Here is a 25,802-nt window from a genome sequence, read left to right on the forward strand (position 1 = left end):
GAGGGCGCCCCCAGCACACGTCCCGGGCGCCGCGGGGAGGAATGCGGCGCGCGGGACGGACGACCGGCGGCGCTGCGCGTCGCCATCCAAAAACCGGGAGGAAGACCATGACCATCAACAAGGGGCTCGCCGCGCTGATCGCGCTCGGCGGCATCGCGGCGGCCGGGCAGGCCGCGGCCTCGGACGCCATGTGCGGCGCCAATACCGGCCAGGCGGCGAGCGGAGAGCCGATCATCGTCGGCGGCATCCACGGCAACGCGGCGCCGGGCGACTTTTCCGCCGCCACCGACGCCGCGGCGGCCTATTTCGCCTGCGTGAACGCCAATGGCGGCATCCATGGCCGGCCCATCGACTACCGCGTCGAGAACGACCAGTGGAACCCCGAGCTGGCCGCCCAGGCCGCGGCGAAGCTGGTGAACAACACCAGGTCCGTCGCCCTCGTCGGCAATGGCAGCTTCATCGAGATGGCCGTGAACGCAGGCGCCTACAAGGACGCGGACATCATGGTCATGGCTTCGGGCTGCGCCATTTCCGAGTGCTTCGAGTCCTCGAACATCGTGTCGACCAACCAGGGGCCGCTGCCCTCGAACCTCGGCGCGGTGATGTATGCGCGTGAAGAACTCGGCGCGACCAACATCGCCTGCATCGGCCTGAAAATCCCCAATAACGGCATCTGGTCCTGCCAGGCCTCGATCGACTACATGCGCGCCCATGGCGGCGACGGGTCCATGGCCTGCTGAACCCGGGCGCGCCGGACGTGAACTCGGCCCTGCTCGAGGCCGTGTCCTCTGGCGCCGACACCATCCTGATCAACCAGCCCGCGGGGCTGGCGCTCGCCATCCTCAAGGCGGCGGAGGAGCAGGACCTGCGCGACGCGTTCAACTGGATCGCGCCGACCCCGCTCTATGACCTGTCGGCGCCGGACGCGGTGGGCGAATACTGGCACGGCCATATCTACGTGAACGCCGAGCTGGCGCCCTTCCAGGTCAACGGCCCGCACGCGCAGAACTGGATCAGGGTGATGGACGGCTATGCGCGCGAGGAAGACCCGCGCGACACCTTCGCCCAGGCGGGCTACCTGTCGGCCAAGGTCTTCACCGAGACGCTGCTGGAGATGGACCCGGCCGATGTCGATGACCGCGCCAAGGTCGCGGACGCGATCCGGGGGATCAAGAACAAGACCTCGGACCTGATGTGCGGCCCGTACTACGTGGGCGACGCCGATTTCCACATGCCCAACCACGCCGGGTACATGGTGAAGATCGTCGAGGGCGGCTACGAGATCGTGCGCGACTGCTACGAGTACGAGGCGCCCTATTTCGAGCCGCACCACGCGCTCGAAGCCAAGCTCGGCATCAAGTGATCCCGGCGATCTGACCTGCGCCGTCCGCCCCCTTCCCGGGGGCGGGCGGCGCCTGCTTCCCGGGGGGGGATCCATGCATCGCGCAAGCATTCTGAACTGGGCGCTGGCGGTCGTGCTGACCGCGGCGTTCCTGTACTGGCTCGGGGGGGAGAAGCCCTTCCGCATCGTCGGGCTGTTCCTCGTCTCCGGCCTCGCGGTCGGGTCGCTCTAAGCGCTCGGCGGGATCGGGATGGTGGTGCTGTACCGCGCCACGGGGGTCCTGAACCTGTCCGCGGGCGCCGCCGGCGCCGCGGGGGCGATGAGCGCCTGGCAGCTGCAGCAATGGGGCGCCTGGCCGCCCGTCGCGTGGCTCGCCTGCATCCTGGTGGCGCTGGGCTTCACCCTGGGCTACGGGCGCTTCATCGCGCCGAAGCTCGCGTGGCGGGACACGGTGGTGAAGGCGGTGGCGACGCTGGGCTTCGCGCTGATCATCCTCGGGCTGGTCAGCTTCCTCTGGGTCGACGATCCGCGCAGCCTGACCCTGCCGACCGACAAGATGGGGGTGAAGGTGCTGGGCCTGCGGGTCACCGTCACCCGGCTGATCGTGCTGGGCGCGGCCATCGGCATCGTCATCGGCATCCACCTGTTCCTGTCGCGCACCCGCGTCGGCCTTCAGATGCGCAGCCTCGCCAATGACCGCGACCTCTCGGCCCTGATCGGCATCCCGATCCTGAAGGTCGAGACCATCGCATGGGGCCTTGCGGGGGTGATCGCGGGCTTCACCGGGCTGATGTTCGCCGATCTCATCCGGCTGGAGCCGACGGTGATCACCTTCATGGTCATCCCGTCCATCGCCGCGGCGATCTGCGGGCGGCTCGAGAGCCTGTTCGCGGTGCTGATCGGCGGCCTGACGATGGGGGTGATCGAGTCGATGCTGACCCTGTCGCCGACCCTGAAGGGCGCCCGGCCCATCGCGCCCTTCGTCATCGCCGCCGCCGTGCTGCTCTGGCAGCAGCGGGGCGCGCGCCTGACCTATCGCGGGAGGGACTGAGGATGCCCGACGCTCGTCTGTTCCATGTCACGCCCTCGGGCGCCGCGGGTCTGGGTTTCGCCGCCTTCGCGGTGATCGCCCTGCCGTCGCTCGCGGGGAACCGGTGGCTCTCGGTCTTCACCTCGACCGGCTGCTTCGTGCTGGCCGCCGCGGGGGTGGCCTTCATGTATGCGCGCCTCGGGATGGTGTCGCTGGCGCAGGTCGGCCTGATGGGACTGGGGGGCTGGGTGATGCTGCGGCTCAACCACGCCTTCGACTGGCCCTTCGAGGTGAACCTCGCGGCAGCCGCGCTGGTGACCATGGTGTTCGGCTGGATCATGGCGCTTCCGGCGATGCGGATGCGCGGGCTGTACCTCGCCCTGGTGACGCTGATGGCGGCGGGGGGGCTGGAGATCATGTTCTCGACCTTCCAGTTCCCCAACGGGGGCGAGGGGTTCTGGGGGGTGAAAACCGGCTCCGCCGCCGCCTTCCGCCGCCCGGCGCCGGCGCAGAGCCCCGAGGATTACCTGCGTTACGTCGCCGTCTGCGCGACGCTGGGCTTCCTGTTCATCGAGGCGCATCGGCGGCTGTCGCCGGGCCGCGCCTGGGCGATGATCCGCCGGTCCAAGGCCGCGGCGATGGCCGCGGGGGTGAACGTGACGCTCTACAAGCTCTGGGCCTTCGGGATCTCGGGACTTCTGGCGGGCGGCGCGGGGGGGCTGCTGGCGGGCTCGCTGGGGCTGCTGGATGACGCGACCTTCCGGGCGCCGGAATCGGTGCTGCTCTTCGCCCTGGCGGTGGTCGGGGGGGCGCGCAGCTGGCTCGGCGTCATCATCGCCGCCACGCTCTACCGCATCCTGCCCGCGCTGCTGAACAACTGGGGCGTGGACGCGGACCTGAGCTTCGTGATCTTCGGCGCAGGCCTGCTGCATGCCGTCATCACCGCGCCCGACGGCATCGCCGGGCAGGTCGGCGGGCTGGCGCGGGCCCTGGTGTCCGGCCGCAGGCAGGAGGCCGCGCGATGATCACCGTGGACAACATCACCGTCCGTTTCGGCGGGGTCGTGGCGCTGTCCGGCGTCTCGGCCGAGTTCACCGCCCCCGTGGCGGGGATCATCGGGCCGAACGGGGCGGGCAAGACGACGCTGATGAACGTCGTCTCGGGCTTCGTGCAGGCGGCCGAGGGGCGGATCGTGCATGACGGGACGGACCTGTTGCGCCTCTCGCCGCACCGCCGCGCCCGCTGGGGCCTGCGCCGGTCCTTCCAGAAGGAGGAGGTCGCGGACGACCTCACGGCGCATGAGAACGTGCTGGTGCAGACCGACCACGCCCGCGGCGCCGGGCGCGGCGAGGAAGCGGGCCGCCTGCTGGAGCTGGTCGGCCTCGCGGACCGCGCCCACGTGCTGGGGCGCGAGCTGACGGGGTTCGAGCGGCGGCTGGTGGACGTGGCCCGCTGCATGGCCGGGAACCCGCGGCTGGTGATGTTCGACGAGCCCGCCGGGGGCCTGTCGATGGAGGAAACCAAGCGTCTCGGGGCGCTTTTGCGGGACATTCATGCGCAGACCGGGGCGCAGACGCTGCTGATCGACCATGACGTGGAGCTGATCGCCGAGGTCTGCGAAGAGGTCCTGGTCCTCGATTTCGGCAAGCGCATCGCCTTCGGGCCGACGGACGCCGTGCTGGCCGATCCGAAGGTGAAGGCCGCGTATCTCGGGACGGAGGAGGTCTGAGCATGGCGCTGGAGATCGAGGGCCTGGCGGTCGAGAAGGACGGGCGCAGGGTGGTGCAGGACGTCTCGCTGGTCCTGAACCCCGGCGAGGTGACGGCGGTGCTGGGGGCCAATGGCGCGGGGAAATCCGAGCTGGTGCTGGCGCCGGCGGGGATGCTGCCGACCGGCGCGGGGCGGATCGTGGTGGACGGGGTGGACCTGACCGGCGCCCGCCCCGACGCCATCCGCGCCGCGGGCGTCGCGGCGGTGCCCGAGGGGCACCGGGTGCTGACCGAGCTGTCGGTGGACGACAACCTGCGCGCCGCCGGAAGCCTGCTGGCCGATGACCTCTCGGGGCGGCTGGCGGACACCTACGCGGTGTTCCCCGAGCTGGCCGAGCGCAAGGGGCAGAAGGCCGGGGGCCTGTCGGGCGGGCAGCAGCAGATGGTGGCCCTCGGGCATGCCATGATGTGCCGCCCGAAATACCTGCTGATCGACGAGATGTCGCTCGGCCTCGCGCCCTTGATCGTCAAGCGGCTGATGGGGTTCGTGGCGGATCTGAAGGCCTCGGGCGTCGGCATCCTGTTGATCGAGCAGTTCACCGACCTCGCCCTCGGCGCCTCGGAGAACGCGATGGTGCTGCGCAGCGGGCGGCCGCGGTTTTCCGGCCCCGCAAGCGCGCTGATCGAGGACAAGGCCCTGTTGGACGAGGCGTATTTCGGCCTCGAGGCGGCGCGGGAGGCCCGGCATATTGCCTGAGCGCCCCCCGCACGCGCCTGTGGCCTGCCCCCTGCCCGGGGGGGGCAGGGCGGGGTCAGACGCTCATGCCGCCGTCGACCGAGAGGATGGCGCCGGTGGTGAAGCTGGACTGGTCCGAGGCGAGGTAGAGCACCGAGCGCGCCACCTCCTCGGGGCGGGCGTGGCGGCCCATGGGGATGATGTCGTTGAAGAATTCCGTCCCGTCGCGGCCGATGACCTGCCCAAGGTCGTCCTCGACCGCCTTCTGGAACCCGTTGTCGACGGGGCCGGGGTTCACGGTGTTCACGCGGATGCCGCGGGGGGCCAGCTCCTTGGCCAGCACCCGCATCAGGCCGGTCTGGGCGTGCTTGGCGGTGATGTAGCCATAGACCCCGGGATCGCCGCGCAGCCCGGCGACCGAGCTTGTGATCACGATGCTGCCGCCCCGTTTCATGTGCGGGACCGCGTGCTGCGCCGCCAGGAACGCGCCGCGGACATGCACGGCGAGGACGGCGTCGAACGCCTCGAGCGGGTACTCCTCGATCGGGGCCGCGACGCCGAAATTCCCGGCGTTGGAGAACAGGATGTCGATGCCGCCGAAGCGCGCGACCGTGGCGGCGACGTAATGCGCGGCGCCCTCCGGGGTCGCCACGTCGGCCTCGACGGTCAGGATGTCCCCGGCCGGGCCGCCCAGCGCGGCTTCGGCCCGCGCCAGCCCCGCGGCGTCGCGGTCCACCAGCGCGATCCGCGCGCCATGCGCCCGCAACAGCCGGGCGCTCTCCAGCCCGATGCTGCCCGCCCCGCCCGTCACCAGGGCGGTCTTGCCGTCCAATCCGAACATCCCGCGTCCCTCCCGCTCGCCGTCCTTGCGCGGCGTTGGGGGAAGTGTCCGCGCAAGGTGGACCCGATGTCCACGCCCCTTTGAAAGGACCCAGCCATGCTTGACCTGAGCCGCATTTCCGAGCTTCGCGCCGCCCCCGTCGCCAAGGGGCGCCTGCTGATCGAGGGCGCCTGGCGGGACGCCGCCGATCGCGGTGCGCTGGACGTGCATTCGCCCATCGACGGGTCGGTGCTGACCACCATCGCCGACGCGACGCAGGAGGACGCCGAGGCCGCCGTCGCCTCGGCCCGCGCGGCGTTCGAGGATGGGCGCTGGTCCGGCCTCGCCCCCGCGGCGCGCAAGGCGGTGATGCTGAAATGGGCCGACCTGATCGAGGCGGAGGCGCTGGAGCTGGCGGTCCTCGGGGTGCGCGACAACGGCACCGAGATCGGCATGGCGCTGAAGGCCGAGCCGATGTCGGCGGCGGGCACGATCCGGTATTACGCCGAGGCGCTGGACAAGCTGTATGGCGAGATCGCGCCGACCGCGCCGGGCACGCTGGGGCTGGTGCATCGCGAACCGGCGGGGGTGGTCGCGGCCATCGTGCCGTGGAACTTCCCGCTGATGATCGGCGCGTGGAAGCTGGGCCCGGCGCTGGCGGCGGGCTGTTCGGTGGTGCTGAAACCCGCGGAGACCGCTTCGCTGAGCCTCCTGCGGCTGGCGGAACTGGCCATGGAGGCGGGGGTGGCGCCGGGCGACGCCGTGGCCCAGCGCGAGGTGTTCGGCCCGGTGCTGGCCGTCATTCCCTTCGACACGGAGGAGGAGGCGGTGCGCATCGCCAACGGCACGGAATTCGGCCTCGCCGCCGCGGTGTGGACCGGGAACCTGTCGCGCGCGCACCGGATGGTGAAGGCGGTGCGGGCGGGGGTCGTGCACGTCAACACCTATGGCGGAGCGGACGGGACGGCGCCGCTGGGGGGCGTGAAACAGTCGGGCAACGGGCACGACAAGTCGCTGCACGCCTTCGACAAGCACCTCGACCCGAAGACCGCGTGGATCAAGCTCTGAGCCGCTGATCCGGGCGGCGGCGCCCCGGTCGACCCGGGCGCGTCCGCCACACGCGGACGCGCCCGGATCCGTGGCGAAGGGCTTCCCCACCCCTCGCCCGCGCGCGGCCCCCCCGGGTCCGCGCGCAGCAGCCCCCGCGCCGCCGACCCTCCCGGTGGGCGACGTGGGGGCCGCGACGCCCCGGCCCCCCCTCGGGGCCAGGGCGATCCGCGTCAGGTCATGCCCGCTCAGAGCATGTCGGGATCGAGGGCGCAGGCCGCCTCGGCCCGGGCCATCTCGGCATCGGCGAAATGGAGGGCGAAGCGCGCCAGGCGCCGCTCCCGATCCCCCACCCGCGCCAGCCGCAGGGCCAGCTGCGCGCGCATCATCGCCCAGCCCGCGCGCAGGCAGCCGTCGGCGGCCAGCAGGCGCGCGGGGGTCGAGACGCCCTCGGCCGTCAGCCCCTCGGCGAGGCCGAGGAAGCGGCGCAGGATCCGCTCGGCCTCGGCGTTCAGCGGGTCGGGATGGGCGGCGCGTTCCTCGGCGAAGCGGGCGACCACGGCCTTGAGGCCCGCGCCCTCGTCCTTCAGCAGGCGGCGCATCAGGAAGTCCTGGCCCTGCATCCCGGTGGCGCCTTCGAAGATGGTGATGATGCGGCTGTCGCGCAGGTGGCGTTCCACCGGCCATTCGCGGGTGTAGCCGGCGCCGCCGAAGACCTGCAGCGCCTGCGAGGCGCAGTCGAAGCCCGCCTCGCCGCCGAAGGTCTTGGCGAGCGGCAGAAGGAAGGCGGCGCGGGCGGCGGCGGAGGCGTCGCCTGCGCGGGATTCGTCCAGCGCCACGGCGCATTCGAATAGCATCGCCGTCGCCAGCGCCGCGTCGGCGTCGAGCTGCGCCAGCATCCGCTTCACGTCCGGGTGGGTGTCGATGGCGACCGCGGGCTGGTCGGGGCGCCCGCCCTGGGTCCGCTCGGCGGCGTAGCGCGTGGCGAGCTCGGCCGAGGCCAGCGCCATGGCGACGCCATGGGCGCCGGACTGAAGCCGCATCACCTCGATCATGTGGAACATGACGGCGAGGCCGCGGCCCGGCTTGCCGATCATCCGCGCCTGCGCGCCTTCGAAGTTCAGCACGCAGGTGGGGGAGCCGTGGAGGCCCAGCTTCTCCTCGATCCGCTCGAGGACGATATGGTTGTCGGCGCCGTCATCCGTGGTGTTGGCGACGAGGAACAGGGAGAGGCCGCGGGTGCCTTCCTCGGGCGCGCCGGTGCGCGCGAGGCAGAGATGGCCGATGCGCGCGGTCATGTCGTGATCGCCCGAGCTGATCCAGCATTTCTTGCCGTAGAGGCGCCACGCATCGCCATCCGCCTCGGCCCGCGTGCGGATGCGGCCCACGTCGGACCCGGCGTCGGGTTCCGAGATGCAGATGGTCATCGCCCATTCGGCGGCGGCGATCTTCGGGCCCCACTCGGCCGCCATGTCGGGGGCGACGGCGGCGAGAAGGTGCATCCCCGCGCGGGCCGAGGCGCCGGCCATCATCAGCGGCGTCGCCTCGCCCTCGAAGAACAGCGAGGCGGCGATGTGCAGCGCCGTGGGCAGGCCCTGGCCGCCGAACTCCTCGGGCAGGTCGGTGGTCAGCCAGCCGTTCTCGCCCATGAAGCGATACGCCTCGCCCGAGCCCTCGGGCATCTTCACCCGCCCGTCCACGAGCTGCGCGTGGACCGCGTCGGCGGTGGCGGCGGCGGGGGCGAGGACCTCGCGCGTCACCCGCGCCGCCTCGGACAGGATCCCGGCGACGTCGTCGGCGTCGAGTCCGGCGCGCGCGGCCTGGGCGTCCCAGCCGGGGGTCTGGGCCAGCAGGGCGGGGATCAGCTGTTCGGCGTTCATGGCGGCGGCTCCGGTTGCGGCGACTCCGGGAACGCGCGACTCGGGAGCGGCGCGATTTAGGTAAGTCGCATAACAATTGACGTGCATATCAATGCCCCCGCGGGCAGGCAATGGTTTTAACCGACGTGGCGTCAGGCCGGGCGCGGGGCGGCGGCTCGGCGCAAGACGCGGGGCGCGGGGCTGCGATGATCCCCCGCGACGCGCGCGGCCGGGACGGCCCCGCGCCCGCGCTGCGAAACGGGAGGAAACCGCGCCATGAGCCTGAAGCTGTTCGACCTGAGCGGGCGCACCGCGCTGATCACCGGGGGATCCCGCGGGCTGGGCCTGCAGATCGCCGAGGCGTACGGCGCGGCGGGGGCGAAGCTGGTGCTGACCGCCCGCAAGCGGCACGAGCTGGACGAGGCCGCCGCGCACCTGGGCGCGATGGGGGCCGAGGTGGCCACGGTCGCGTGCGACCTGACCGAGATCGACACGATCCCCGACGTGGCGGCGCAGGCGGGGGCGGCCTTCGGGGGGATCGACATCCTGGTGAACAACGCCGGGACCAGCTGGGGCGCGCCGATGGAGGCGCACCCGCTCGACGGCTGGAACAAGGTGATGACGCTGAACGTCACCGCGCCCTACGTGCTGACGCAGGAGGTGGGCAAACGCTTCATGCTGCCCGCCGGGTCGGGGCGGATCGTCAACATCGCCTCGGTCGCGGGGCTGGGCGGCAACCGCGCGGATCTCGAGATGTACACCATCGCCTACAACACCTCGAAGGGGGCGATGATCACCTTCACCCGGGCGCTGGCGACGGAATGGGGGCCGCGCGGGATCAACGTCAACGCGCTGGCGCCGGGGTTCTTCCCGTCGAAGCTGGCGCAGGTGCTGATGGACCGGCTGGAAGAGAAGATGATGCCCGGGATCCCGCTGCGCCGCTTCGGCGGGGAAGAGGACCTGAAGGGCCCGGCGCTGCTGCTCGCCTCGGATGCGGGGCGGCATATCACGGGCGAATGCATCGCCGTCGACGGCGGGATGATGGCCTGACGGCGGGTCCGCGGGCGGGGGCGGGGGCGGGGCGCCGCCGCGCCCGCAGGGATGCGGCGCGGGCGGGCGAGCGGGGGCTTCACGCCCCCCGAGCCCGGCCGCCCCCGCGAAACGGCCCCCAATGCGCCGAAGCCCGGCGAGGGAGCGTGCGCCCGCTCGGGGGGGACAGGCCCCCCGCTCACGCGCGCAGGCGGCGTTCCGCCGCCGGGGCGCCCGGGATCAGGCCTCGAGCACCACCTTGCCGATGGGATGCGAGCAGCAGGCGAGGACATAGCCCGCCTCGATGTCGTCCTCGGTGATGCCGCCGTTGTGGACCATGTGGACCTGGCCCTCCACCTTCTTGGTCTTGCACGCGCCGCAGACGCCGAAGGTGCAGCCCGAGGGGATCGGCGCCCCGGCCGCGCGCGCGACGTTGAGCAGCGTGTCCGTCTCGTTGCAGCGGGCCGAGAGGCCGGAGCTGGCGAACACCACCTCGGCGCGGCTCTCCTCGTCGGGCACCACGTCCTCGGCCGGGGCGGGCTCCTCCGGCGCGGGGGGGTGGAAGCTCTCCTGGAAATACCGCTCCATGTCGAAGCCGAGGCCGGTCAGCGCCTCGCGCACCGCCTGCATGAAGGCGTCCGGCCCGCAGCAATAGACGTCGCGCTCGAGGTAGTCGGGCGCCATCAGGCCCAGCATCAGCTGGTTGAAGCGGCCCTGGTAGCCGGTCCAGGGCTTGTACGGATCGGGGCCGGAGACGACCCATTTCAGGTCGATCCCCTCCATCCGCGAAGCCATCGTCTCCATCCGCTGGCGGAAGATGATCTCGGACGGGCGCCGGGCGCAGTTCACCGCCACGATGTCCATCTCGCGCCCGGAATCGTAGAGCCAGGTCATCATCGAGTTCATCGGGGTGATCCCCGACCCGGCCGAGATGAAGAGCAGCTTGCGCGACGGGCGCCCGGCGCAGGTGAAGTTCCCCGCCGGGCCATGCGCCTTCAGCGTCATCCCCTTGACCAGGTTGTCGATCATCCAGCGCGCGCCGATGGACCCGTCCTGCGCCTTCACGGTGATGGTCAGCGAGGTCGGCCGCGACGGCGAGGAGGAGATGGTGAAGGTGCGCAGCAGCGGCCCGCCCGGCACCGGCAGCTCCAGCGTCAGGAACTGGCCGGGCAGGAAGTGGAACAGCGCGCCCGAGGGGGACTGGAAGCTGAACGTGACCACGTCCGGCGCCTCGGGCAGGCTGGCCACGCATTCCAGCGGCTCGGCATCGGTCCACCAGGACGCGGGCGAGGGGCGGGGGCCGCCCGGCAGGGTCGCGGGGGCGTTCATTCCGCCGCCTCCGCGGCCGGGGCGTCGCCGACGGCCCGCGACAGGGTCTTCACGTACCAGTCGACGAACTGGATCACGCCGCTCTCTTCCTCGGGGGAATAGGGCCCCGGGGTGTAGACGGGCGAGTTGATGCCCTGCTGGTTGCCCTCGACGATCTCGCGATCCTCGTCATTGGTGGCGATCCAGACCTCGGTCAGGCGCTTCATGTCGTAATCCACGCCCTCCTGCGCGTCCTCGTTCACCAGCCAGAAGGTGGTGACCTCGGTCTCGGTCGGAGAGATCGGCAGCACGCGGAAGGTCAGCGAGTGGTCGGGCAGGAAGTGGTTCCAGGTGGTCGGGTAGTGGAACTTGAGCAGCGTGCCCGCGTCGCGCAGCTTGACCCGGCCGAGGGGGCGTTTGACCGCCTCCTGCGCGTCCATGGTGTAGCTGACCGCGCCGTCCTGCAGCGGCTGGCGGGCGAAGCGGAACTGGCCGCCATAGCCGCCGATGCGGAACTGCGCCGGGGCGCCCGCCGCCTCGCAGCGGTCGTAATGGGCCTGCAGGCGCGGCGAGACGGTGCCGTCGGCGCGCACGCCCGCGACCTCGGGGTCGAGGGGGAAGGAGTTGCACAGCGCCGGGTGGTTGCCCGAGCAGTGATAGCACTCGCGGTTGTTTTCCCAGACCAGCTTCCAGTTGCCGTTCTCGACGATGGAAGAGGAGGTCGCGACCTTGGCCTTGTGCAGGTCGTGGACCTCCAGGTAGGGGCGCGCCATCTCGGCGAAGGGTTCGAAATCGGGGGCCTCGTCGGCGAGGCAGATATAGATCAGCCCGCACAGGTTGCGGGTGTGGACCTTGTGCAGGCCAAGGCCCGAGGGGTCGAAATCCTCGCCCATGTCGCGGGCCCAGAGGAGGCGGCCGTCGAGGCCGTAGGTCCACTGGTGGTACGGGCACACCAGGTTGGCGACCTGCCCCGAGGACACCTTGCACAGCACCGAGCCGCGGTGGCGGCAGGTGTTGTGGAAGCCGTTGATGTCGCCCTTGGCGTCGCGCACCAGGATGATGTCATAGGCGCCGACCTTCAGCCGCGCGAAGGCGCCGGTCTTGCGCAGCTGCGCGGCCGGGATCGCGAACAGCCATTCGCGGTACCAGATGTTCTGGAGGTCGGCCTCGTAGACCTCGGGCGAGGTGTAGAAGGGGCGCTCCAGCGACCAGCCGGCACGGTGGCGGGAGAGGAGCTCGGGCACGGTGGGGACAGGGGCTGTCATCGGCTGATCTTTCCGCATAGCAACATTACTGGATTTGAAGCCAATACTCTCACCCCTCCCTTTGACAACGGGTGAAAATTTCATGCAGGGTTAGCCCAGCTAATCCGAAGGCGAACATCGCCAATTTGCGGCGCCCCATGTCGCGCCTGCGACGCGGGCATGGGCGGGGCGCGAAAAATTCCCGCGAAAAAGGTTCCCGCCCATGTCCCGGCCCTATGATCTTCCGTCGATGACCGCGCTCTTGTGCTTCGAGGCGGCGGCGCGGCACGAATCCTTCAAGGCCGCGGCGGCGGAGCTGAACGTCACCCCCGCCGCCGTCTCGCACCAGGTCAAGGCGCTGGAGCAGGAGCTGGCCCGGCCCCTGTTCCTGCGCCATCACCGGGGGGTGGAGCTGACCGAGCCGGGGGCCTGGCTGTTCCTGGCGCTGCAGCGGGGGTTCGAGGGGATATCGGACGCGGTCGGCCAGGTGCGCTTCCATGGCGGCGACGCGCAGGTGGCGATCCAGGCGACCACGGCGGTCAGCTCGCTCTGGCTCACCCCCCAGATCGCGGCGTTCTGGAAGCGCCACCCGCATGTCGCCGTCTCGCAGCTGGTCAGCGACCAGGGGGGCGTGTCGGGGCGCGCGGATCTGAGCGTGCATTACGGGGTGCTGCCGGGGGGCGGCGAGACGCATCTTCTGTTCCGCGACCGGATCCTGGCGCTGGGGGCGCCGGGCTATGCGGCCGAGCACGGGATCGCGTCCGCCGCGGACCTTCTGCGCGCGCCGCTGGTGCACCTGGAATCGGAGGAGACGGGCTGGACCCGCTGGTCCGACTGGTTCGCGGCGCAGGGGCTCGGGGCGCCGCGGGGGCGGCGCTACGCGGTGAACAACTACATGATCGCGCTGCGCGCGGCGCAGGACGGGATCGGCGCGGTGCTGGGCTGGTCGGGGCTGGTGGACGGGCTGATCGCTTCCGGGGACCTCGTGCCGCTGGTCCCGGACGCGGTGGACTCGCCGGTGGGCTTTCACCTCGCGGTTCACCCGCGGGCCTCGGACGAGGCGCTGCTGTTCAGGGACTTCCTGCTGGGCCAGGGCGGCTGAGGGCGGCGGGGGGCGTCCGCCCGGGGGGACGCGCCCCCCATTCGCGCCCGCCCGGCGGCGGGCGCCGCCGCGGCCCGGCGCGGGCGTCCGCTCCCGGGCCGCGGGGATCGGGCGTCGGGATCAGGCGACAACGCGCCGCCGCCCGCCGCCCCGCCGCGCGGTGTAAGGCGGGGCCATGCGCAAACCCGACCCCACCACGCGGCTTCTGGCCGGGGTCGCGCCCCGGCTGACCCGGGCGGCGCGGCTCTCGACCCTCGCCGGCGCGCTCTGGCCGCTGCAGGCGCTCTGCGTGGCGTGGAGCGTGTCGGCCTGGCTGTCGGGCGGGCTGTCGCCGGCCGCCCAGGCCGCAATCGCCGCCGGGTTCGTGCTGATCGGCCTCCTGCGCGCCCTGCTCGACCGGCGGGCGGGGGCGATCCTGCACGGCGCGGCGGACGAGGTGATCGCCGGGGCCCGCGCCCGGCTGATCGCGCGCGAGGCGCGGGCGCCCGGCCCCGAGGGCTCGGCCGCCATCGCCGCGCTGGCGGCGCAGAAGCTGCCGCTGCTGCGCCCCTTCATCACCCGCTACCGCGTGGCCGAGGCCCGCTCGCGCGCCCTGCCCTTGCTGATGATCGCGCTGGTGGCGCCGTTCTCCTGGGCCGCGGCGCTGGTGCTGCTGGTGGCGGGGCCGCTGATCCCGGTCTTCATGGCGCTGGTGGGGATGGCCGCCGAGGACGCCTCGCGCCGCCAGATGGTCGAGATCGGCGACATGAACGCCATGCTGATGGACCGGCTCGGCGCGCTGCTGGACGTGCGGCTGCTGGGGGCGCGGGAGCGGGCGGCGGCGCAGTTCGACGGTGCGGCGGACCGGCTGCGGGACCGGACCATGAAGGTGCTGCGGGTGGCGTTCCTGTCCTCGACGGTGCTGGAGCTGTTCGCCGCGCTCGGGGTCGCGATGACGGCGGTCTGGGTGGGGTTTTCGCTGCTGGGCGAGCTGTCCTGGGGCGCCTGGGGCGCGCCGCTCTCGCCCGCCGCGGGGGTGTTCGTGCTGCTGCTGGCGCCCGAATTCTTCCAGCCGCTGCGCGACCTCGCCGCCGCCTGGCATGACCGGGCCGCGGCCCGCGCGGTGGCGGCGGAGCTGGAGGCGCTGGAGGAGGCCCCGCGCCTCGGGATGCTTGGGACCGGGCGGGCGGAGGCGCCGCTGCCCGGCCCGCTGTCCCTGCGCCTGTCGGGCGCCGCCGCGCACCTGGGCGGGCGGCGCGTGGCGCTGCCCGATCTTGCGATCACGGCGGGCGAGGCGGTGGCCCTTGTGGGCCCCAGCGGCGCGGGGAAAAGCACCACGCTCCACGCCGTCGCCGGGCTGATCCCGCTGGCCGAGGGGCGGGCGGAGGTGTGCGGCCGCGCGCTGGACCACGAGACCGCCGACGCCTGGCGCGCGCGCCTCTCGGTCGCGCCGCAGGCCCCGCATTTCGGCGAGGCGGCGCTTGGCGACTGGCTGGACATGCGCCGCACGGGGGCGGACCCGTGGGCGGCGCTGCGGCTGGCGCGGGCGGATGGCGTGGTGGAGCGGCTGGCGGGCGGGCTGTCCGCGCGGCTCGGGGAGACCGGCGGCGGCGTCTCGGGCGGCGAGGCGCGGCGGCTGATGCTGGCCCGCGCGGCGCTGTCAGGGGGCGACCTGCTGCTGGCCGATGAACCCACCGCGGATCTGGATGCGCAGACCGCGGCGCAGGTGATCGCGGCGCTGCTGGCGCTGCGCGACCGGGGCGCGGCGCTGCTGGTGGCCACCCACGACCCGGCGCTGATCGCGGCGCTGGACCGGGCGGTGGAGATCGCGCCGTCCTCCGGGGCCGCGCCCGAACCCGCCCCGGTGCGGTACGAAGCCCCCGCCGCCGCCCCCGCGGCGACGGAGACGCCGATCCCCCTGCCCCCGGTTCCCGACGCCTCGCTGCGCCCGCTCTGGCGGATGCTGCGCCGGGTCCTCGGGGCGCGGCCCGGGGCGATGGCGCGCGGCGCGGCGCTGTCGGCGCTGGTGCTGCTGATGGGGGTCGCGCTGCTCGGCCTCTCGGGCTGGTTCATCACCGCGGCGGCGGCGGCGGGGATCGCCGGGATCGGCATCGGCTTCGACGTGTTCCGCCCCTCGGCCGGGGTGCGCGGGCTGGCGCTGGGGCGGGCGGGCGCGCGCTATGCCGAGCGGCTGCTGACCCATGACGCCACGCTGCGGGCGCTGGCGGACCTGCGCGGGGCCTTGCTGCGGGCCTATGCCGGGCGCGGGGCGCGCACGCTGGCGAAGCTGCGCGGGGCCGAGGCGATCAACCGGATCGTCGCGGACGTGGAGGCGCTGGACGGGCTGGCGCTGCGGCTGGTTCTGCCCTCGCTGGCCGCGCTGGTCGCCCATGCCGCGGCGGCGCTGGCGCTGATTGTCCTGGTGGGATGGCCCGTCGCGGCGGCGGTGCTGGCGGGCTATGCGCCGCTGGCGCTGGCGGCGCTGCTGCGCCTGACGGCCCGCAGCCGGGCGGCGGCGCGGGCGGAGGAAGGCGGGCTCCAGGCCCTGCGCCGTGGCGTGATCGACATGATCCGCGACCGCGCCGCGCTGATCGCCGCCGGGCGGCTGGCGGACCGCGAGGGGGCGCTGGCCGCCTGCGACGCCGCCGCGCGCCGCGCCGCGGACCGGCTGGACGCCGAGGACCGGGACGCGGGGGCGCTGATGGCGCTGGCCGCGTCGCTCGCCGCCGGGCTGGCGCTGGCGGCGGGGGGCTGGATGGTGGCGGCGGGGGAGGCGAGCGCCGCCGAGGCCGCGATCGGCGTGTTCGTGGCGCTGGCGCTGGCCGAGACGCTGCACCCGCTGCGCCGGGGCGCGGCGGAGTTGTCCCGGATGCAGGACGCCGCCGCGCGGGTGGACGAGTCGCTTGCCGCAGCGGCGCCCGGGCGCGGCGCGCAGACCGGCCATGCGGCGGACGCCGAGGCGCCGGCGCCGACCCCGATTCCGGGCGCCCCGGCCCTGCGCGTCGTGTCGCCGCGGCTGTCCTTCGACCTGCCGCCCGGCGTCGCCGCGGCGCTGGTCGGGCCGAGCGGGGCAGGCAAGACGACCCTTCTGCAGCAGATCGCCGCGCTGGACGCGGGCGACGCGCGGATCGAGATCCTCGGCCATCCCCTCTCCGCCTGGCCGGAAGACGCGCTTCGAATGCGCCTTTGCATGGTCCCCCAGCGCAGCGCGCTGGTCGCCGGAACGCTGCGCGAGAACCTCGCCCTGGCCGGGGAAAAAGACGACTCCGAGATGCGCCAAGCCCTTGAAGCCGCCGCGCTTTGGGAGGAGGTCGCGCCGCGCGGCGGGCTCGACCTGCGGCTGGGCGAGGGGGGCGCCGGGCTGTCGGGCGGACAGGCGCGCAGGGTTTGCCTTGCGCGCGCCCTGCTGCGCCGCACGCAGGTGCTTCTGCTTGATGAGCCGACCGAGGGGCTCGACCGCGACACAGCCGCCCAGGTCCTGTCGGGGATCCGCGCGATGCTGCCCGAGTCGGCCATCCTCGCCGCCCTTCACCGCGGTTCCCAAAACCCGATCTTTTCCGGAAGAAACGTTTTTATTCAGTGACATGGATCAAGGCCGGGCCTACCTGAACGGCCCAGAAGCGGAAGGCGAGCATCATAGTCGCCTTTTCAATGCGCCGCTTCCCGCGCAAGGAGATCCACCATGGAACTCGACGTCGTCGAGCTGTCGCGCCTGCAATTCGCGCTGACCGCCATGTACCACTTCCTCTTCGTGCCGCTGACCCTGGGCCTGTCGATCCTGGTCGCGATCATGGAGACCGTCTACGTCATGACCGACCGCCCCATCTGGCGGCAGATGACGAAATTCTGGGGCAGCCTGTTCGGCATCAACTTCGTGCTGGGCGTCGCCACGGGCATCACCATGGAATTCCAGTTCGGCATGAACTGGAGCTATTACAGCCACTACGTGGGCGACGTGTTCGGCGCGCCGCTGGCGATCGAGGGGCTGATGGCCTTCTTCCTCGAGGCCACCTTCGTCGGGCTGTTCTTCTTCGGCTGGGACAAGCTGTCGAAGGTCGCCCACCTGGCCGTCGCCTGGCTGGTCGCCATCGGGTCGAACTTCTCGGCCCTGTGGATCCTGATCGCCAACGGCTGGATGCAGAACCCGGTCGGGGCCGAATTCAACCCGATGACCATGCGGATGGAGATGACCTCGTTCTTCGAGGTGATGTTCAACGAGGTCGCGCAGGCGAAATTCGTGCACACCGTCTCGGCGGGATACGTCACCGCGTCCGTCTTCGTGCTCGGCGTCTCGGCCTGGTACATGCTCAAGGGGCGGCACATCGCGCTGGCGCGCCGGTCCATCACCGTGGCGGCCAGTTTCGGCCTCGCCTCCGCCCTCTCGGTCGTGGTGCTGGGGGATGAGAGCGGCTACGCCGCCACCCATTCCCAGAAGATGAAGCTCGCCGCCATGGAGGGGATGTGGGAGACCCACCCCGCCCCCGCCGATTTCACCCTGTTCGGCCTGCCCGACCAGGAGGCGCGGGAGACGCATTACGCCGTCCACGTGCCCTACGTGATGGGCCTGATCGGCACCCGGTCGCTCGACACCGAGATCCAGGGGATCAAGGAGCTGGTGGCGCAGGCCGAGACCCGCATCCGCTCGGGCATCATCGCCTATGACGCGCTGATGACCATCCGCGAATTGCGCGGGGACGCCCCGGAAGAGGCGCGGCTGAGCTTCGAGAACCACGGCCGCGATCTCGGCTACGCCTACCTTCTGAAACGCTACATGGAGGATCCGCGCGACGCGACGGAAGCCGACATCGCACAGGCGGCGGAAGACACCGTGCCGGGCGTCGCGCCGCTGTTCTGGGCGTTCCGGCTGATGGTCGCGCTCGGGTTCATGTTCATCGGGGTGATGGCGTATTTCTTCTGGCGCTCCAGCTTCCGGCGCGGGACCTACCCGCGATGGGCCCTGCGCGCCGCCGTCCTCATCATCCCCGCGCCCTGGATCGCGGCCGAGCTCGGCTGGTTCGTCGCGGAATTCGGCCGCCAGCCCTGGACGGTGGACGGGGTGCTGCCGACGGCGATGTCCGTCTCGCACCTCTCGGCGACCGACCTGCTGCTGACCATCGCCGCCTTCGCCGCCTTCTACTCGGTCCTGTTCGTGATCGAGATGAGCCTGATGCTGAAATACATCCGCCGCGGCCCGACCCTGGACGTGGAGGAGACCGCCGCCTGGACCGCGGCGCATGAGCGGCGCCTGTCGGGCGCGCGCGACGTTCCGGCGGAGTGAGAGCCATGATCCTGCATGAATTCATCGACTACGAGACCCTGCGCATCGCCTGGTGGCTTCTGCTGGGGGTGCTGCTGGCCGGCTTCGCGCTGACCGACGGGTTCGACATGGGGGTCGGCGCGCTGCTGCCCTTCGTGGCCCGCACGGACGTGGAACGGCGCGTCGTCATCAACACGGTCGGCCCGGTCTGGGAGGGGAACCAGGTCTGGTTCATCCTCGGCGGCGGGGCGATCTTCGCGGCCTGGCCGCCGCTCTACGCGGTGAGCTTCTCGGGCTTCTACCTCGCGATGTTCATCGTCCTGGCGGCGCTGATCGTGCGCCCCGTCGCGTTCAAGTACCGCTCCAAGCGCGAGGGCGCGCGGTGGCGCACGGCCTGGGACTGGGCGCTCTTCGCCGGGGGCGCGGTGCCGGCGCTGATCTTCGGCGTGGCGGTGGGCAACGTGCTGCAGGGCGCGCCCTTCACCCTGACGCCCGAGCTGATGGCGCGCTATCCCGGCGGGGCGCTGGAGAAGCTTGTGATGCTGCTCGACCCGTTCTCGCTGCTCTGCGGGGCGGTGTCGCTGGCGATGCTGACAGCGCATGGCGCGGCCTGGCTGTCGGTGAAGACCGAGGGGCCGGTGAAGGACCGCGCCCGGAAGATCGGGACCGCGGCGGGCCTCGCGATGATGGCGGGCTATGCGCTGGCGGGCCTGTGGCTGGCGGTGGGGATCGAGGGCTTCGCCTTCGCCGAGGCCCCGGTCACCGACGGGCCGTCCAACCCGCTGCTGTCCGAGGTGGTGCGCGGCGGATCCTGGCTCTCGGCCTATGCCGAGCGGCCCTGGATCGCCGTCGCCCCCGCCGCCGCCTTCGCGGGCGAGGCGCTGGCGGTGCTGGGCCTGCGGGCGGGGCGCGAGGTGTCGACGCTGCTCGCCTCGAAGCTCGCCATCGCCGGGGCGGTGTCCTCGGTCGGGCTGACGATGTTCCCCTTCATCCTGCCCTCGACCCTGAACCCCGACGCGTCGCTGACGGTGTGGGACGCCTCCTCCTCTCACCTGACGCTGTTCGTGATGCTGGGCGCGACCGTGATCTTCATGCCGCTCATCCTGCTTTACACCGCCTGGGTCTACCGGGTGCTGTGGGGCAAGGTGACCGAGGATGACGTGACCGGCGGCGGCCACGCCTACTGACCCGGACCAGAGCCTGAAAGGAAAGACAGATGTGGTATTTCGCCTGGGCCCTGGGCCTTCCCCTCGCCGCCATGTTCGCCGTGGTCAACGCGATGTGGCTGGAGATGCAGCGCGACCGCGCGCTGGAGCGGGAGGCGGAGCGGACGGACTGATCCCGCCGCCATGCCGAAGACTGGAACGGGGGGCCATTGCGCCCCCCGTTTCGCGTTCCCCCCTGCGTTCCCCCCCCGCGCACCCTTCTGCGCGCCCCCCTGCGCTTCGGCGCCGCGTGCGCGCGCGCCCTCTCCGCTTTCGGGCGGAACTGAGGCATTATGGCGTCCGCGCGGCCCTTGCCTCGGATCGGGGCCTCGTATACATCCGCATACACTTCGTGAGACCGCAGGCCGCTTCACGCGCCGCAGCCCAGCCTGATCCTACGCTTGGTCCAACACTAAACCGCAGGAAACGCCATGAGCCTCTACACCGATTACCTGGCCGAAATCGAAACGCGCAAAGGCGAAGGCCTGCACCCCAAGCCGATCGACGACGGCGCGCTGGTCGCCGAGCTGATCGCGCAGATCGAGGATGCGGACAACGCGCACCGCAAGGACAGCCTCGACTTCTTCATCTACAACACCCTGCCCGGCACCACCCCGGCCGCGGGCGTGAAGGCGGCGTTCCTGAAGAAGATCATCCTGGGCGAAGCCACCGTCCCCGAGATCTCGGCGGACTTCGCGTTCGAGCTGCTGTCCCACATGAAGGGCGGCCCCTCGGTCGAGGTCCTGCTGGACCTGGCGCTCGGCGATGACGCCGCGATCGCCGCGCAGGCGGGCGAGGTGCTGAAGACCCAGGTCTTCCTCTATGACGCCGACATGGCCCGCCTGAAGGCGGCGCACGAGGCCGGGAACGCCGTCGCGACCGGCATCCTCGAGAGCTACGCGAAGGCCGAGTTCTTCACCAAGCTTCCCGACGTGGAAGACGAGGTGAAGGTCGTGACCTACATCGCGGCCGAGGGCGACATCTCCACCGACCTGCTGTCCCCGGGCAACCAGGCGCATTCGCGCTCGGACCGCGAGCTGCACGGCAAGTGCATGATCTCCCCCGAAGCGCAGCAGGAGATCGAGGCGCTGAAGGCCAGGCACCCCGACGCGCGCGTCATGCTGATCGCCGAGAAGGGCACGATGGGCGTCGGGTCGTCCCGCATGTCCGGCGTGAACAACGTGGCGCTGTGGACCGGCAAGAAGGCGTCGCCCTACGTGCCCTTCGTCAATATCGCCCCGGTCGTCGCGGGCACCAACGGCATCTCGCCGATCTTCCTGACCACCGTCGGGGTGACCGGCGGCATCGGCCTCGACCTGAAGAACTGGGTCAAGAAGCTGGACGCCGACGGCAAGCCGGTGATGGACGCCGACGGCAACCCGGTGCTGGAGCAGAAATACTCGGTCGAGACCGGCAAGGTGCTGGTGATCGACACCAAGGCGAAGGTGCTGAAGGACGAGAGCGGCGAAGTGCTCGCCGACGTCTCCTCGGCCTTCACCGCGCCGAAGGTCGAGTTCATGAAGGCCGGCGGCTCCTACGCCGTCGTGTTCGGCAAGAAGCTGCAGACGTTCGCGGCCGAGACGCTGGGCGTCGAGCCGGCGCAGGTCTACGCGCCCTCGAAAGAGGTCAGCCATGAAGGCCAGGGCCTGACGGCGGTGGAGAAGATCTTCAACCGCAACGCCGTGGGCTCCACCCCCGGCAAGACCCTCCATGCCGGGTCGGACGTGCGCGTGAAGGTCAACATCGTCGGGTCGCAGGACACCACCGGCCTGATGACCGCGCAGGAGCTCGAGGCGATGGCGGCCACCGTCATCTCCCCGACCGTGGACGGCGCTTACCAGTCGGGCTGCCACACCGCCTCGGTGTGGGACCTGAAGGCGCAGGCGAACATCCCGCGCCTGATGAAGTTCATGAACGATTTCGGCCTGATCACCGCGCGTGATCCGAAGGGCGAGTACCACGCGATGACCGACGTCATCCACAAGGTCCTCAACGACCTGACCGTGGACGACTGGGACATCATCATCGGCGGCGACAGCCACACCCGCATGTCCAAGGGCGTCGCCTTCGGCGCCGACTCGGGCACCGTGGCGCTGGCGCTGGCGACGGGCGAGGCGACCATGCCGATCCCCGAGTCCGTGAAGGTCACCTTCAAGGGCAAGATGGCCGACTGGATGGACTTCCGCGACGTGGTGCACGCCACCCAGGCGCAGATGCTCCGCCAGCATGGCGACAACGTCTTCCAGGGCCGCGTGATCGAGGTGCATATCGGCACCCTGCTCGCCGACCAGGCCTTCACCTTCACCGACTGGACCGCCGAGATGAAGGCCAAGGCCTCCATCTGCATCTCCAACGATGAAACCCTGATCGGGTCGCTGGAGCTGGCGAAGTCGCGCATCCAGGTGATGATCGACAAGGGCATGGACAACGCGGCCGGGACCCTGGCGGGCCTGATCGCCAAGGCCGACAAGCGCATCGCCGAGATCAAGTCGGGCGACAAGCCCGCCCTGACCCCGGACGCCAACGCCAAGTACTTCGCCGAGGTGGTGGTGGATCTCGACGAGATCGTCGAGCCGATGATCGCCGACCCGGACGTCAACAACGCCGACCCGTCGCGCCGCTACACCCACGACACCATCCGCCCCGTGTCCTATTACGGCGGCGAGAAGAAGGTGGACCTCGGCTTCGTCGGCTCGTGCATGGTGCACAAGGGCGACATGAAGATCGTCGCCCAGATGCTCAAGAACATCGAGAAGTCCGAGGGCGAGGTGAAGTTCAAGGCCCCGCTCGTGGTCGCGGCGCCGACCTACAACATCATCGATGAGCTGAAGGCCGAGGGCGACTGGGAGATCCTCCAGAAGTACTCGGGCTTCGAGTTCGACGACATGTTCCCGAAGGCGAAGGCGCGGACCGAGTACGAGAACATCCTCTATCTCGAGCGTCCGGGCTGCAACCTGTGCATGGGCAACCAGGAGAAGGCGGAGAAGGGCGACACCGTGCTCGCCACCTCGACCCGCCTGTTCCAGGGCCGCGTGGTGGAAGACAGCGCCGAGAAGAAGGGCGAGTCGCTGCTCGCCTCGACCCCGGTGGTCGTGCTGTCGGCCATCCTCGGGCGCACCCCGTCGGCGGAGGAGTACAAGAAGGCGGTCGAGGGGATCGACCTGACCAAGTTCGCCCCGCCGAAGGAGATCCCGGGCACGGCGCGCTCGGCGCATTACTGATCGGCCCGCCGCGCAGGCGGCGACGCCAGGACGACGGAAGGGGCCGCGCCGGGACACCGGCGCGGCCCTTGCCGTTCCTTGCGTTCTCCGCGTTCCCCGGGGGGGGAGGGGGCGGACATCCCGGGGGGGCGGACATGAAAAGGGCGGCGCCGGTTCCCCGGCGCCGCCCTTTTGGCATGCCCCCCGCGTGCGGGACGGTTCAGACCTGGTGGGGCTGCAGGAACAGCGACTGGCCGAGCGCGTCGAAGAACCTCTGGAACGCCTCGGGGGTCGAGATTTCCGACTGGTTGGCCTGCCCCGAGGCGCGCACGATGGTGGTCCCCGACTTGCCCCGCCGCACGGTCACGGTGAAGCGCGTCACGCCCCCGCCGAACCGGGTGGCCGAGACCGAGCCGAGGTCGGAATCGGCGCTGTCGATCACGAATTCCAGGTCCTGCAGCGCGGCGAGCACGGCCGAGAACACGGCCGCGCGGTCCTCCGTCTCGAAATACCGGGTGGAGATGGCGCGCTGCGCCGCCTGGGTGTTGGCGGTCTGCAGCACCTGCCGGGTGCTGTCGGCCTGGCAGCCGGCGGCCAGCGCCGCGAGGATGACGAGAGCGGACGTGCGGATCACGCGGGTTCCTCCCCTTCGGTCGATGGATCAGATGTCGTTGGCGGTCAGGTAGGCGGATTGCGAGACCCGCTCGAAAAAACCCTGGTACAGCGCCGGGTCGTCCAGCGTCCGCCCCACCGGCAGCATCGCGCCGGGCCGGTGCAGCACCTTCTGGAAGGTCGCGCGCATCGCCGTGCCCATGTCGTCGGGCAGGCGGCGCACGGTGACCTGCGCGCGCAGCTCGCCGCCCCGCGCCTTGTTCGCGACCAGCACGCCGGTCGCCATGTCGGTTTCCTGGATCGTGAAGCCGAGATCCTGCAGCGCGCCGACGGCCGACTGCATCATCAGGGCCTGGTCGGCGGTGTCGAAGCGCCGGGTCTGGAGGCGGCGCATGTCGACGGCCCCGGCCGAGGGGCTGAGCGCCGCGACCTGCTGTTCGGGCGTCGCCGCCCGGCAGGCGCCGAGCGCGGCCGCGGCCGCGCCCAGCAGGAACATCCGGCGGCCGCGCATCAGAACGACGACTGGCGGTAGCTGAAGTCGCTGACCCGGCCCTGCGCGTCGTACTTGATGATGACCGTGAGGGTGCGCTGGCTGACCGAGGCGGCGCCGGCGGCCTGGCCCGCGCCGAGGAACAGCACGTTCACCCCGCCCGCGGACTGCGAATAGGCGCGCTGGGTGGAGATCCGGTCATAGATCCAGGTCTCGCCCCCGCCGGGGATCGAGGAGACGACGTTGGGCGCGCCGAGCACGGCGGCCACCTCGCCGCCGGTCATGCCCTCGCGGATCTCGCGCTGCACGGTGCCGACGGTGAGCTTTTCTTCCTGCGGGGTCACCTCGGCGGCGTGCTGGCCGGCGGGCGCGCAGGCGCCGAGCGCCAGCGCCGACAGAAGGCCGAGGGTCAGGATGCTGCGGGTCATGGCGGGGATCACTCCGTCTTCTCGGCGGCGGCCTTGCGCGCCTTCTCGGTGTTCAGTTCCGCGACCGGGCGCATGGCTTCGACCGGTGCGGCCTCGAGGCTTTCCTCGGCGACCTGGCGGCCGATCATGGCCTCGAGCGGGCGGAAGAAATTCTGCGCGTAGAATTCGGCGCTGTCGACCTGCGCCTCGAGCCGGGGCGAGACGATCGAGGCGTTGGCGCGCACGGCGCTGCTGTTCTCGCCGCGCGGCTGCACCACGGCGGCGAGGCGCAGCGCGGACTGGCGCGTGCCGCTGACCGACATCGCGTCGGGCGAGACCTTCGTGATGCGGTAGCCGAGGTCGTGCATGGTGGCGATGACGCCGCGCATGGCGGCGTCGGCGTTCACCGGCAGGACGCGGGTCTGGATGGTGCGCAGCTCGACCGCGCTCTTCTGGCTGGGCACGTAGCTGCCCGGCGCCGGGGCGCAGGCGCTGACCGCGGCGGCCAGGGCGATGACGGCGAGCGCGGGAACGGGGAAATGGATCCGGGTCATCACTCGCTCCGGTGCAGGCCGCTGCGGACCTTGTCGAAAAAGCCGCTGGTGAATTCGGGCGCGTTGAGCTCCTCGGCGCGCGAGTTTCCGTCGTTGCGCGTCACGATCCGCTCGAAGGACACGCGCATCCGGGTCGAGTCGCCTTCATAGGGGGCGGTCGTCACGGTGGCGCGGATCACCTGGTCGGTATCCCAGGTGGGGTTGTAGCGGACGCCGAGCAGCGCGAGGCCGACGGTCAGCGCGATCTGGCCCGCGACTTCGCCGGTCTCGACCGCGTCGCGATCCTTGGACCCGGCGAGGACGCCGTATTTCGCGGTGCTTTCCTCGATGGTGAAGCCGAGATCCTGCAGCGCCTGGGTGGTTTCGATCAGCAGCGCGCGTTCGTCGACGCCGTGGAAGGTCGCGGTCTGCAGCTCGCGCATCTCGACGGCGTTGGCGCGGGGGGCGCCGATCTGCATCGCGGCCTTGTTGGCCCATTCGGGGTCCTTGCAGCCCGCGAGGGGGGCGGCGAGGAGCGTGGCGCACAGCAGGGCCGAGGCGGCCCGGCGCGCGCGAAGCGGTGAGGTCTGCAGCATGGAGAGGGCGCGGTCCAACTTTTAATACGGCGTTCAGGACGTTGTATCGTGAGCGGACGGGGGCAAGTCAACACCGGCGGGATCGGCCGGTTTGGAAATACCGCGCCGTTGACGCTTGTCGCGATGGCGGGCCGCCTTGCCTGGGCGGGGGCGCGCTGCGGTCCAAGATGCGCAAACGACGAACGCCCCAGCGCGGCTGCGCTGGGGCGTTCGATAGAACTGGTTGCGGGGGCAGGATTTGAACCTGCGACCTTCAGGTTATGAGCCTGACGAGCTACCGGGCTGCTCCACCCCGCG

General features: G+C 71.4%; 24 protein-coding genes and 1 tRNA gene. 15 read left to right on the forward strand and 10 right to left on the reverse strand.

Features of this window, described 5'->3' with window-relative positions; translation table 11 throughout:
* The first annotated feature begins 107 nt into the window (after nt 1-107).
* From ACQ5SO_RS03440 to ACQ5SO_RS03470, 7 genes are all read left to right on the forward strand, one after another.
* Nucleotides 108-740 carry an ABC transporter substrate-binding protein gene (locus ACQ5SO_RS03440; protein ID WP_430940172.1) on the forward strand — a complete coding sequence of 211 codons (633 nt, stop codon included), beginning with the start codon at nt 108-110 and terminating at the stop codon, nt 738-740.
* The gene (locus ACQ5SO_RS03445) at nt 737-1,363 is read left to right on the forward strand and encodes an ABC transporter substrate-binding protein (protein ID WP_430940200.1); all 627 of its coding nucleotides are present in this window, start codon (nt 737-739) and stop codon (nt 1,361-1,363) included. Before ACQ5SO_RS03440 ends, ACQ5SO_RS03445 begins: the two co-directional genes overlap by 4 nt.
* A gap of 73 nt (nt 1,364-1,436) precedes the next feature.
* Nucleotides 1,437-1,574, forward strand: a complete 138-nt coding sequence (locus ACQ5SO_RS03450; RefSeq protein WP_430940173.1) for a hypothetical protein — start codon at nt 1,437-1,439, stop codon at nt 1,572-1,574.
* Nucleotides 1,575-1,586: 12 nt separating this feature from the next.
* Complete coding sequence (locus ACQ5SO_RS03455) at nt 1,587-2,393, forward strand: branched-chain amino acid ABC transporter permease (RefSeq protein ID WP_430940201.1); 807 nt, start codon at nt 1,587-1,589, stop codon at nt 2,391-2,393.
* A gap of 2 nt (nt 2,394-2,395) precedes the next feature.
* Nucleotides 2,396-3,397 carry a branched-chain amino acid ABC transporter permease gene (locus ACQ5SO_RS03460; protein WP_430940174.1) on the forward strand — a complete coding sequence of 334 codons (1,002 nt, stop codon included), beginning with the start codon at nt 2,396-2,398 and terminating at the stop codon, nt 3,395-3,397.
* On the forward strand, nt 3,394-4,101 hold the full coding sequence (locus tag ACQ5SO_RS03465; RefSeq protein ID WP_430940175.1) for an ABC transporter ATP-binding protein: 708 nt from the start codon (nt 3,394-3,396) through the stop codon (nt 4,099-4,101). The genes ACQ5SO_RS03460 and ACQ5SO_RS03465 overlap by 4 nt, the downstream gene beginning before the upstream one ends.
* 2 nt (nt 4,102-4,103) lie before the next feature.
* Nucleotides 4,104-4,838, forward strand: coding sequence for an ABC transporter ATP-binding protein (locus ACQ5SO_RS03470; protein WP_430940176.1), 735 nt, complete (start codon nt 4,104-4,106; stop codon nt 4,836-4,838).
* 55 nt (nt 4,839-4,893) lie between these two features.
* Here the strand turns inward: ACQ5SO_RS03470 and ACQ5SO_RS03475 are convergent, their stop codons facing one another.
* Entirely contained in the window at nt 4,894-5,658 is a 765-nt protein-coding gene (locus ACQ5SO_RS03475) for an SDR family NAD(P)-dependent oxidoreductase (RefSeq protein WP_430940177.1), read from the reverse strand.
* Between the two features lie 96 nt (nt 5,659-5,754).
* Between ACQ5SO_RS03475 and ACQ5SO_RS03480 the strand changes: the two genes are divergently transcribed.
* Nucleotides 5,755-6,705, forward strand: coding sequence for an aldehyde dehydrogenase family protein (locus tag ACQ5SO_RS03480; RefSeq protein ID WP_430940178.1), 951 nt, complete (start codon nt 5,755-5,757; stop codon nt 6,703-6,705).
* Between the two features lie 227 nt (nt 6,706-6,932).
* On the opposite strand, the gene ACQ5SO_RS03485 is transcribed toward ACQ5SO_RS03480, so the two are convergent.
* Nucleotides 6,933-8,564 carry an acyl-CoA dehydrogenase family protein gene (locus tag ACQ5SO_RS03485; protein ID WP_430940179.1) on the reverse strand — a complete coding sequence of 544 codons (1,632 nt, stop codon included), beginning with the start codon at nt 8,562-8,564 and terminating at the stop codon, nt 6,933-6,935.
* A 255-nt stretch (nt 8,565-8,819) separates the two neighbouring features.
* On the opposite strand from ACQ5SO_RS03485, the gene ACQ5SO_RS03490 reads away from it, so the two are divergent.
* Entirely contained in the window at nt 8,820-9,593 is a 774-nt protein-coding gene (locus ACQ5SO_RS03490; RefSeq protein ID WP_430940180.1) for an SDR family oxidoreductase, read from the forward strand.
* A gap of 219 nt (nt 9,594-9,812) precedes the next feature.
* Here the strand turns inward: ACQ5SO_RS03490 and ACQ5SO_RS03495 are convergent, their stop codons facing one another.
* Nucleotides 9,813-10,901 carry a 2Fe-2S iron-sulfur cluster-binding protein gene (locus ACQ5SO_RS03495; protein ID WP_430940181.1) on the reverse strand — a complete coding sequence of 363 codons (1,089 nt, stop codon included), beginning with the start codon at nt 10,899-10,901 and terminating at the stop codon, nt 9,813-9,815.
* A complete protein-coding gene (locus tag ACQ5SO_RS03500; protein WP_430940182.1) occupies nt 10,898-12,145 on the reverse strand; it encodes an aromatic ring-hydroxylating oxygenase subunit alpha in 1,248 nt (415 codons plus the stop codon). The genes ACQ5SO_RS03495 and ACQ5SO_RS03500 overlap by 4 nt, the downstream gene beginning before the upstream one ends.
* Nucleotides 12,146-12,347: 202 nt before the next feature.
* Between ACQ5SO_RS03500 and ACQ5SO_RS03505 the strand changes: the two genes are divergently transcribed.
* The 6 genes from ACQ5SO_RS03505 to ACQ5SO_RS03530 all read left to right on the forward strand — a co-directional run bounded on the left by ACQ5SO_RS03505 (nt 12,348) and on the right by ACQ5SO_RS03530 (nt 22,888).
* On the forward strand, nt 12,348-13,226 hold the full coding sequence (locus ACQ5SO_RS03505; protein WP_430940183.1) for a LysR substrate-binding domain-containing protein: 879 nt from the start codon (nt 12,348-12,350) through the stop codon (nt 13,224-13,226).
* Between the two features lie 175 nt (nt 13,227-13,401).
* Nucleotides 13,402-16,788 (forward strand): ATP-binding cassette domain-containing protein, encoded by a 3,387-nt coding sequence (locus tag ACQ5SO_RS03510; protein ID WP_430940184.1) that lies wholly within the window; start codon nt 13,402-13,404, stop codon nt 16,786-16,788.
* Between the two features lie 99 nt (nt 16,789-16,887).
* A complete protein-coding gene (locus ACQ5SO_RS03515) occupies nt 16,888-18,483 on the forward strand; it encodes a cytochrome ubiquinol oxidase subunit I (RefSeq protein ID WP_430940185.1) in 1,596 nt (531 codons plus the stop codon).
* Nucleotides 18,484-18,488: 5 nt separating this feature from the next.
* A complete protein-coding gene (gene cydB, locus ACQ5SO_RS03520; protein WP_430940186.1) occupies nt 18,489-19,649 on the forward strand; it encodes a cytochrome d ubiquinol oxidase subunit II in 1,161 nt (386 codons plus the stop codon).
* A gap of 29 nt (nt 19,650-19,678) precedes the next feature.
* Nucleotides 19,679-19,801, forward strand: coding sequence for a cytochrome bd-I oxidase subunit CydX (cydX, locus tag ACQ5SO_RS03525; protein WP_430940187.1), 123 nt, complete (start codon nt 19,679-19,681; stop codon nt 19,799-19,801).
* A 297-nt stretch (nt 19,802-20,098) separates the two neighbouring features.
* Nucleotides 20,099-22,888: a bifunctional aconitate hydratase 2/2-methylisocitrate dehydratase gene (locus tag ACQ5SO_RS03530; RefSeq protein WP_430940188.1), complete on the forward strand. Its 2,790-nt coding sequence runs from the start codon at nt 20,099-20,101 to the stop codon at nt 22,886-22,888.
* A gap of 199 nt (nt 22,889-23,087) precedes the next feature.
* Here ACQ5SO_RS03530 and ACQ5SO_RS03535 read toward each other — a convergent pair whose 3' ends face one another.
* The 6 genes from ACQ5SO_RS03535 to ACQ5SO_RS03560 form a co-directional block, all read right to left on the reverse strand.
* Nucleotides 23,088-23,501, reverse strand: a complete 414-nt coding sequence (locus ACQ5SO_RS03535; protein ID WP_430940189.1) for a hypothetical protein — start codon at nt 23,499-23,501, stop codon at nt 23,088-23,090.
* 27 nt (nt 23,502-23,528) lie between these two features.
* Nucleotides 23,529-23,990, reverse strand: a complete 462-nt coding sequence (locus ACQ5SO_RS03540; RefSeq protein ID WP_430940190.1) for a hypothetical protein — start codon at nt 23,988-23,990, stop codon at nt 23,529-23,531.
* A complete protein-coding gene (locus ACQ5SO_RS03545) occupies nt 23,990-24,397 on the reverse strand; it encodes a hypothetical protein (protein ID WP_430940191.1) in 408 nt (135 codons plus the stop codon). Before ACQ5SO_RS03545 ends, ACQ5SO_RS03540 begins: the two co-directional genes overlap by 1 nt.
* A gap of 8 nt (nt 24,398-24,405) precedes the next feature.
* Entirely contained in the window at nt 24,406-24,930 is a 525-nt protein-coding gene (locus ACQ5SO_RS03550) for a hypothetical protein (protein WP_430940192.1), read from the reverse strand.
* Nucleotides 24,930-25,505 carry a hypothetical protein gene (locus ACQ5SO_RS03555; protein ID WP_430940193.1) on the reverse strand — a complete coding sequence of 192 codons (576 nt, stop codon included), beginning with the start codon at nt 25,503-25,505 and terminating at the stop codon, nt 24,930-24,932. Before ACQ5SO_RS03555 ends, ACQ5SO_RS03550 begins: the two co-directional genes overlap by 1 nt.
* A gap of 220 nt (nt 25,506-25,725) precedes the next feature.
* Nucleotides 25,726-25,802, reverse strand: a tRNA-Met gene (locus ACQ5SO_RS03560).

This window comes from Rhodovulum sp. DZ06, assembly GCF_050586345.1.
In the GTDB taxonomy this organism is placed as follows: domain Bacteria; phylum Pseudomonadota; class Alphaproteobacteria; order Rhodobacterales; family Rhodobacteraceae; genus JBOCEF01.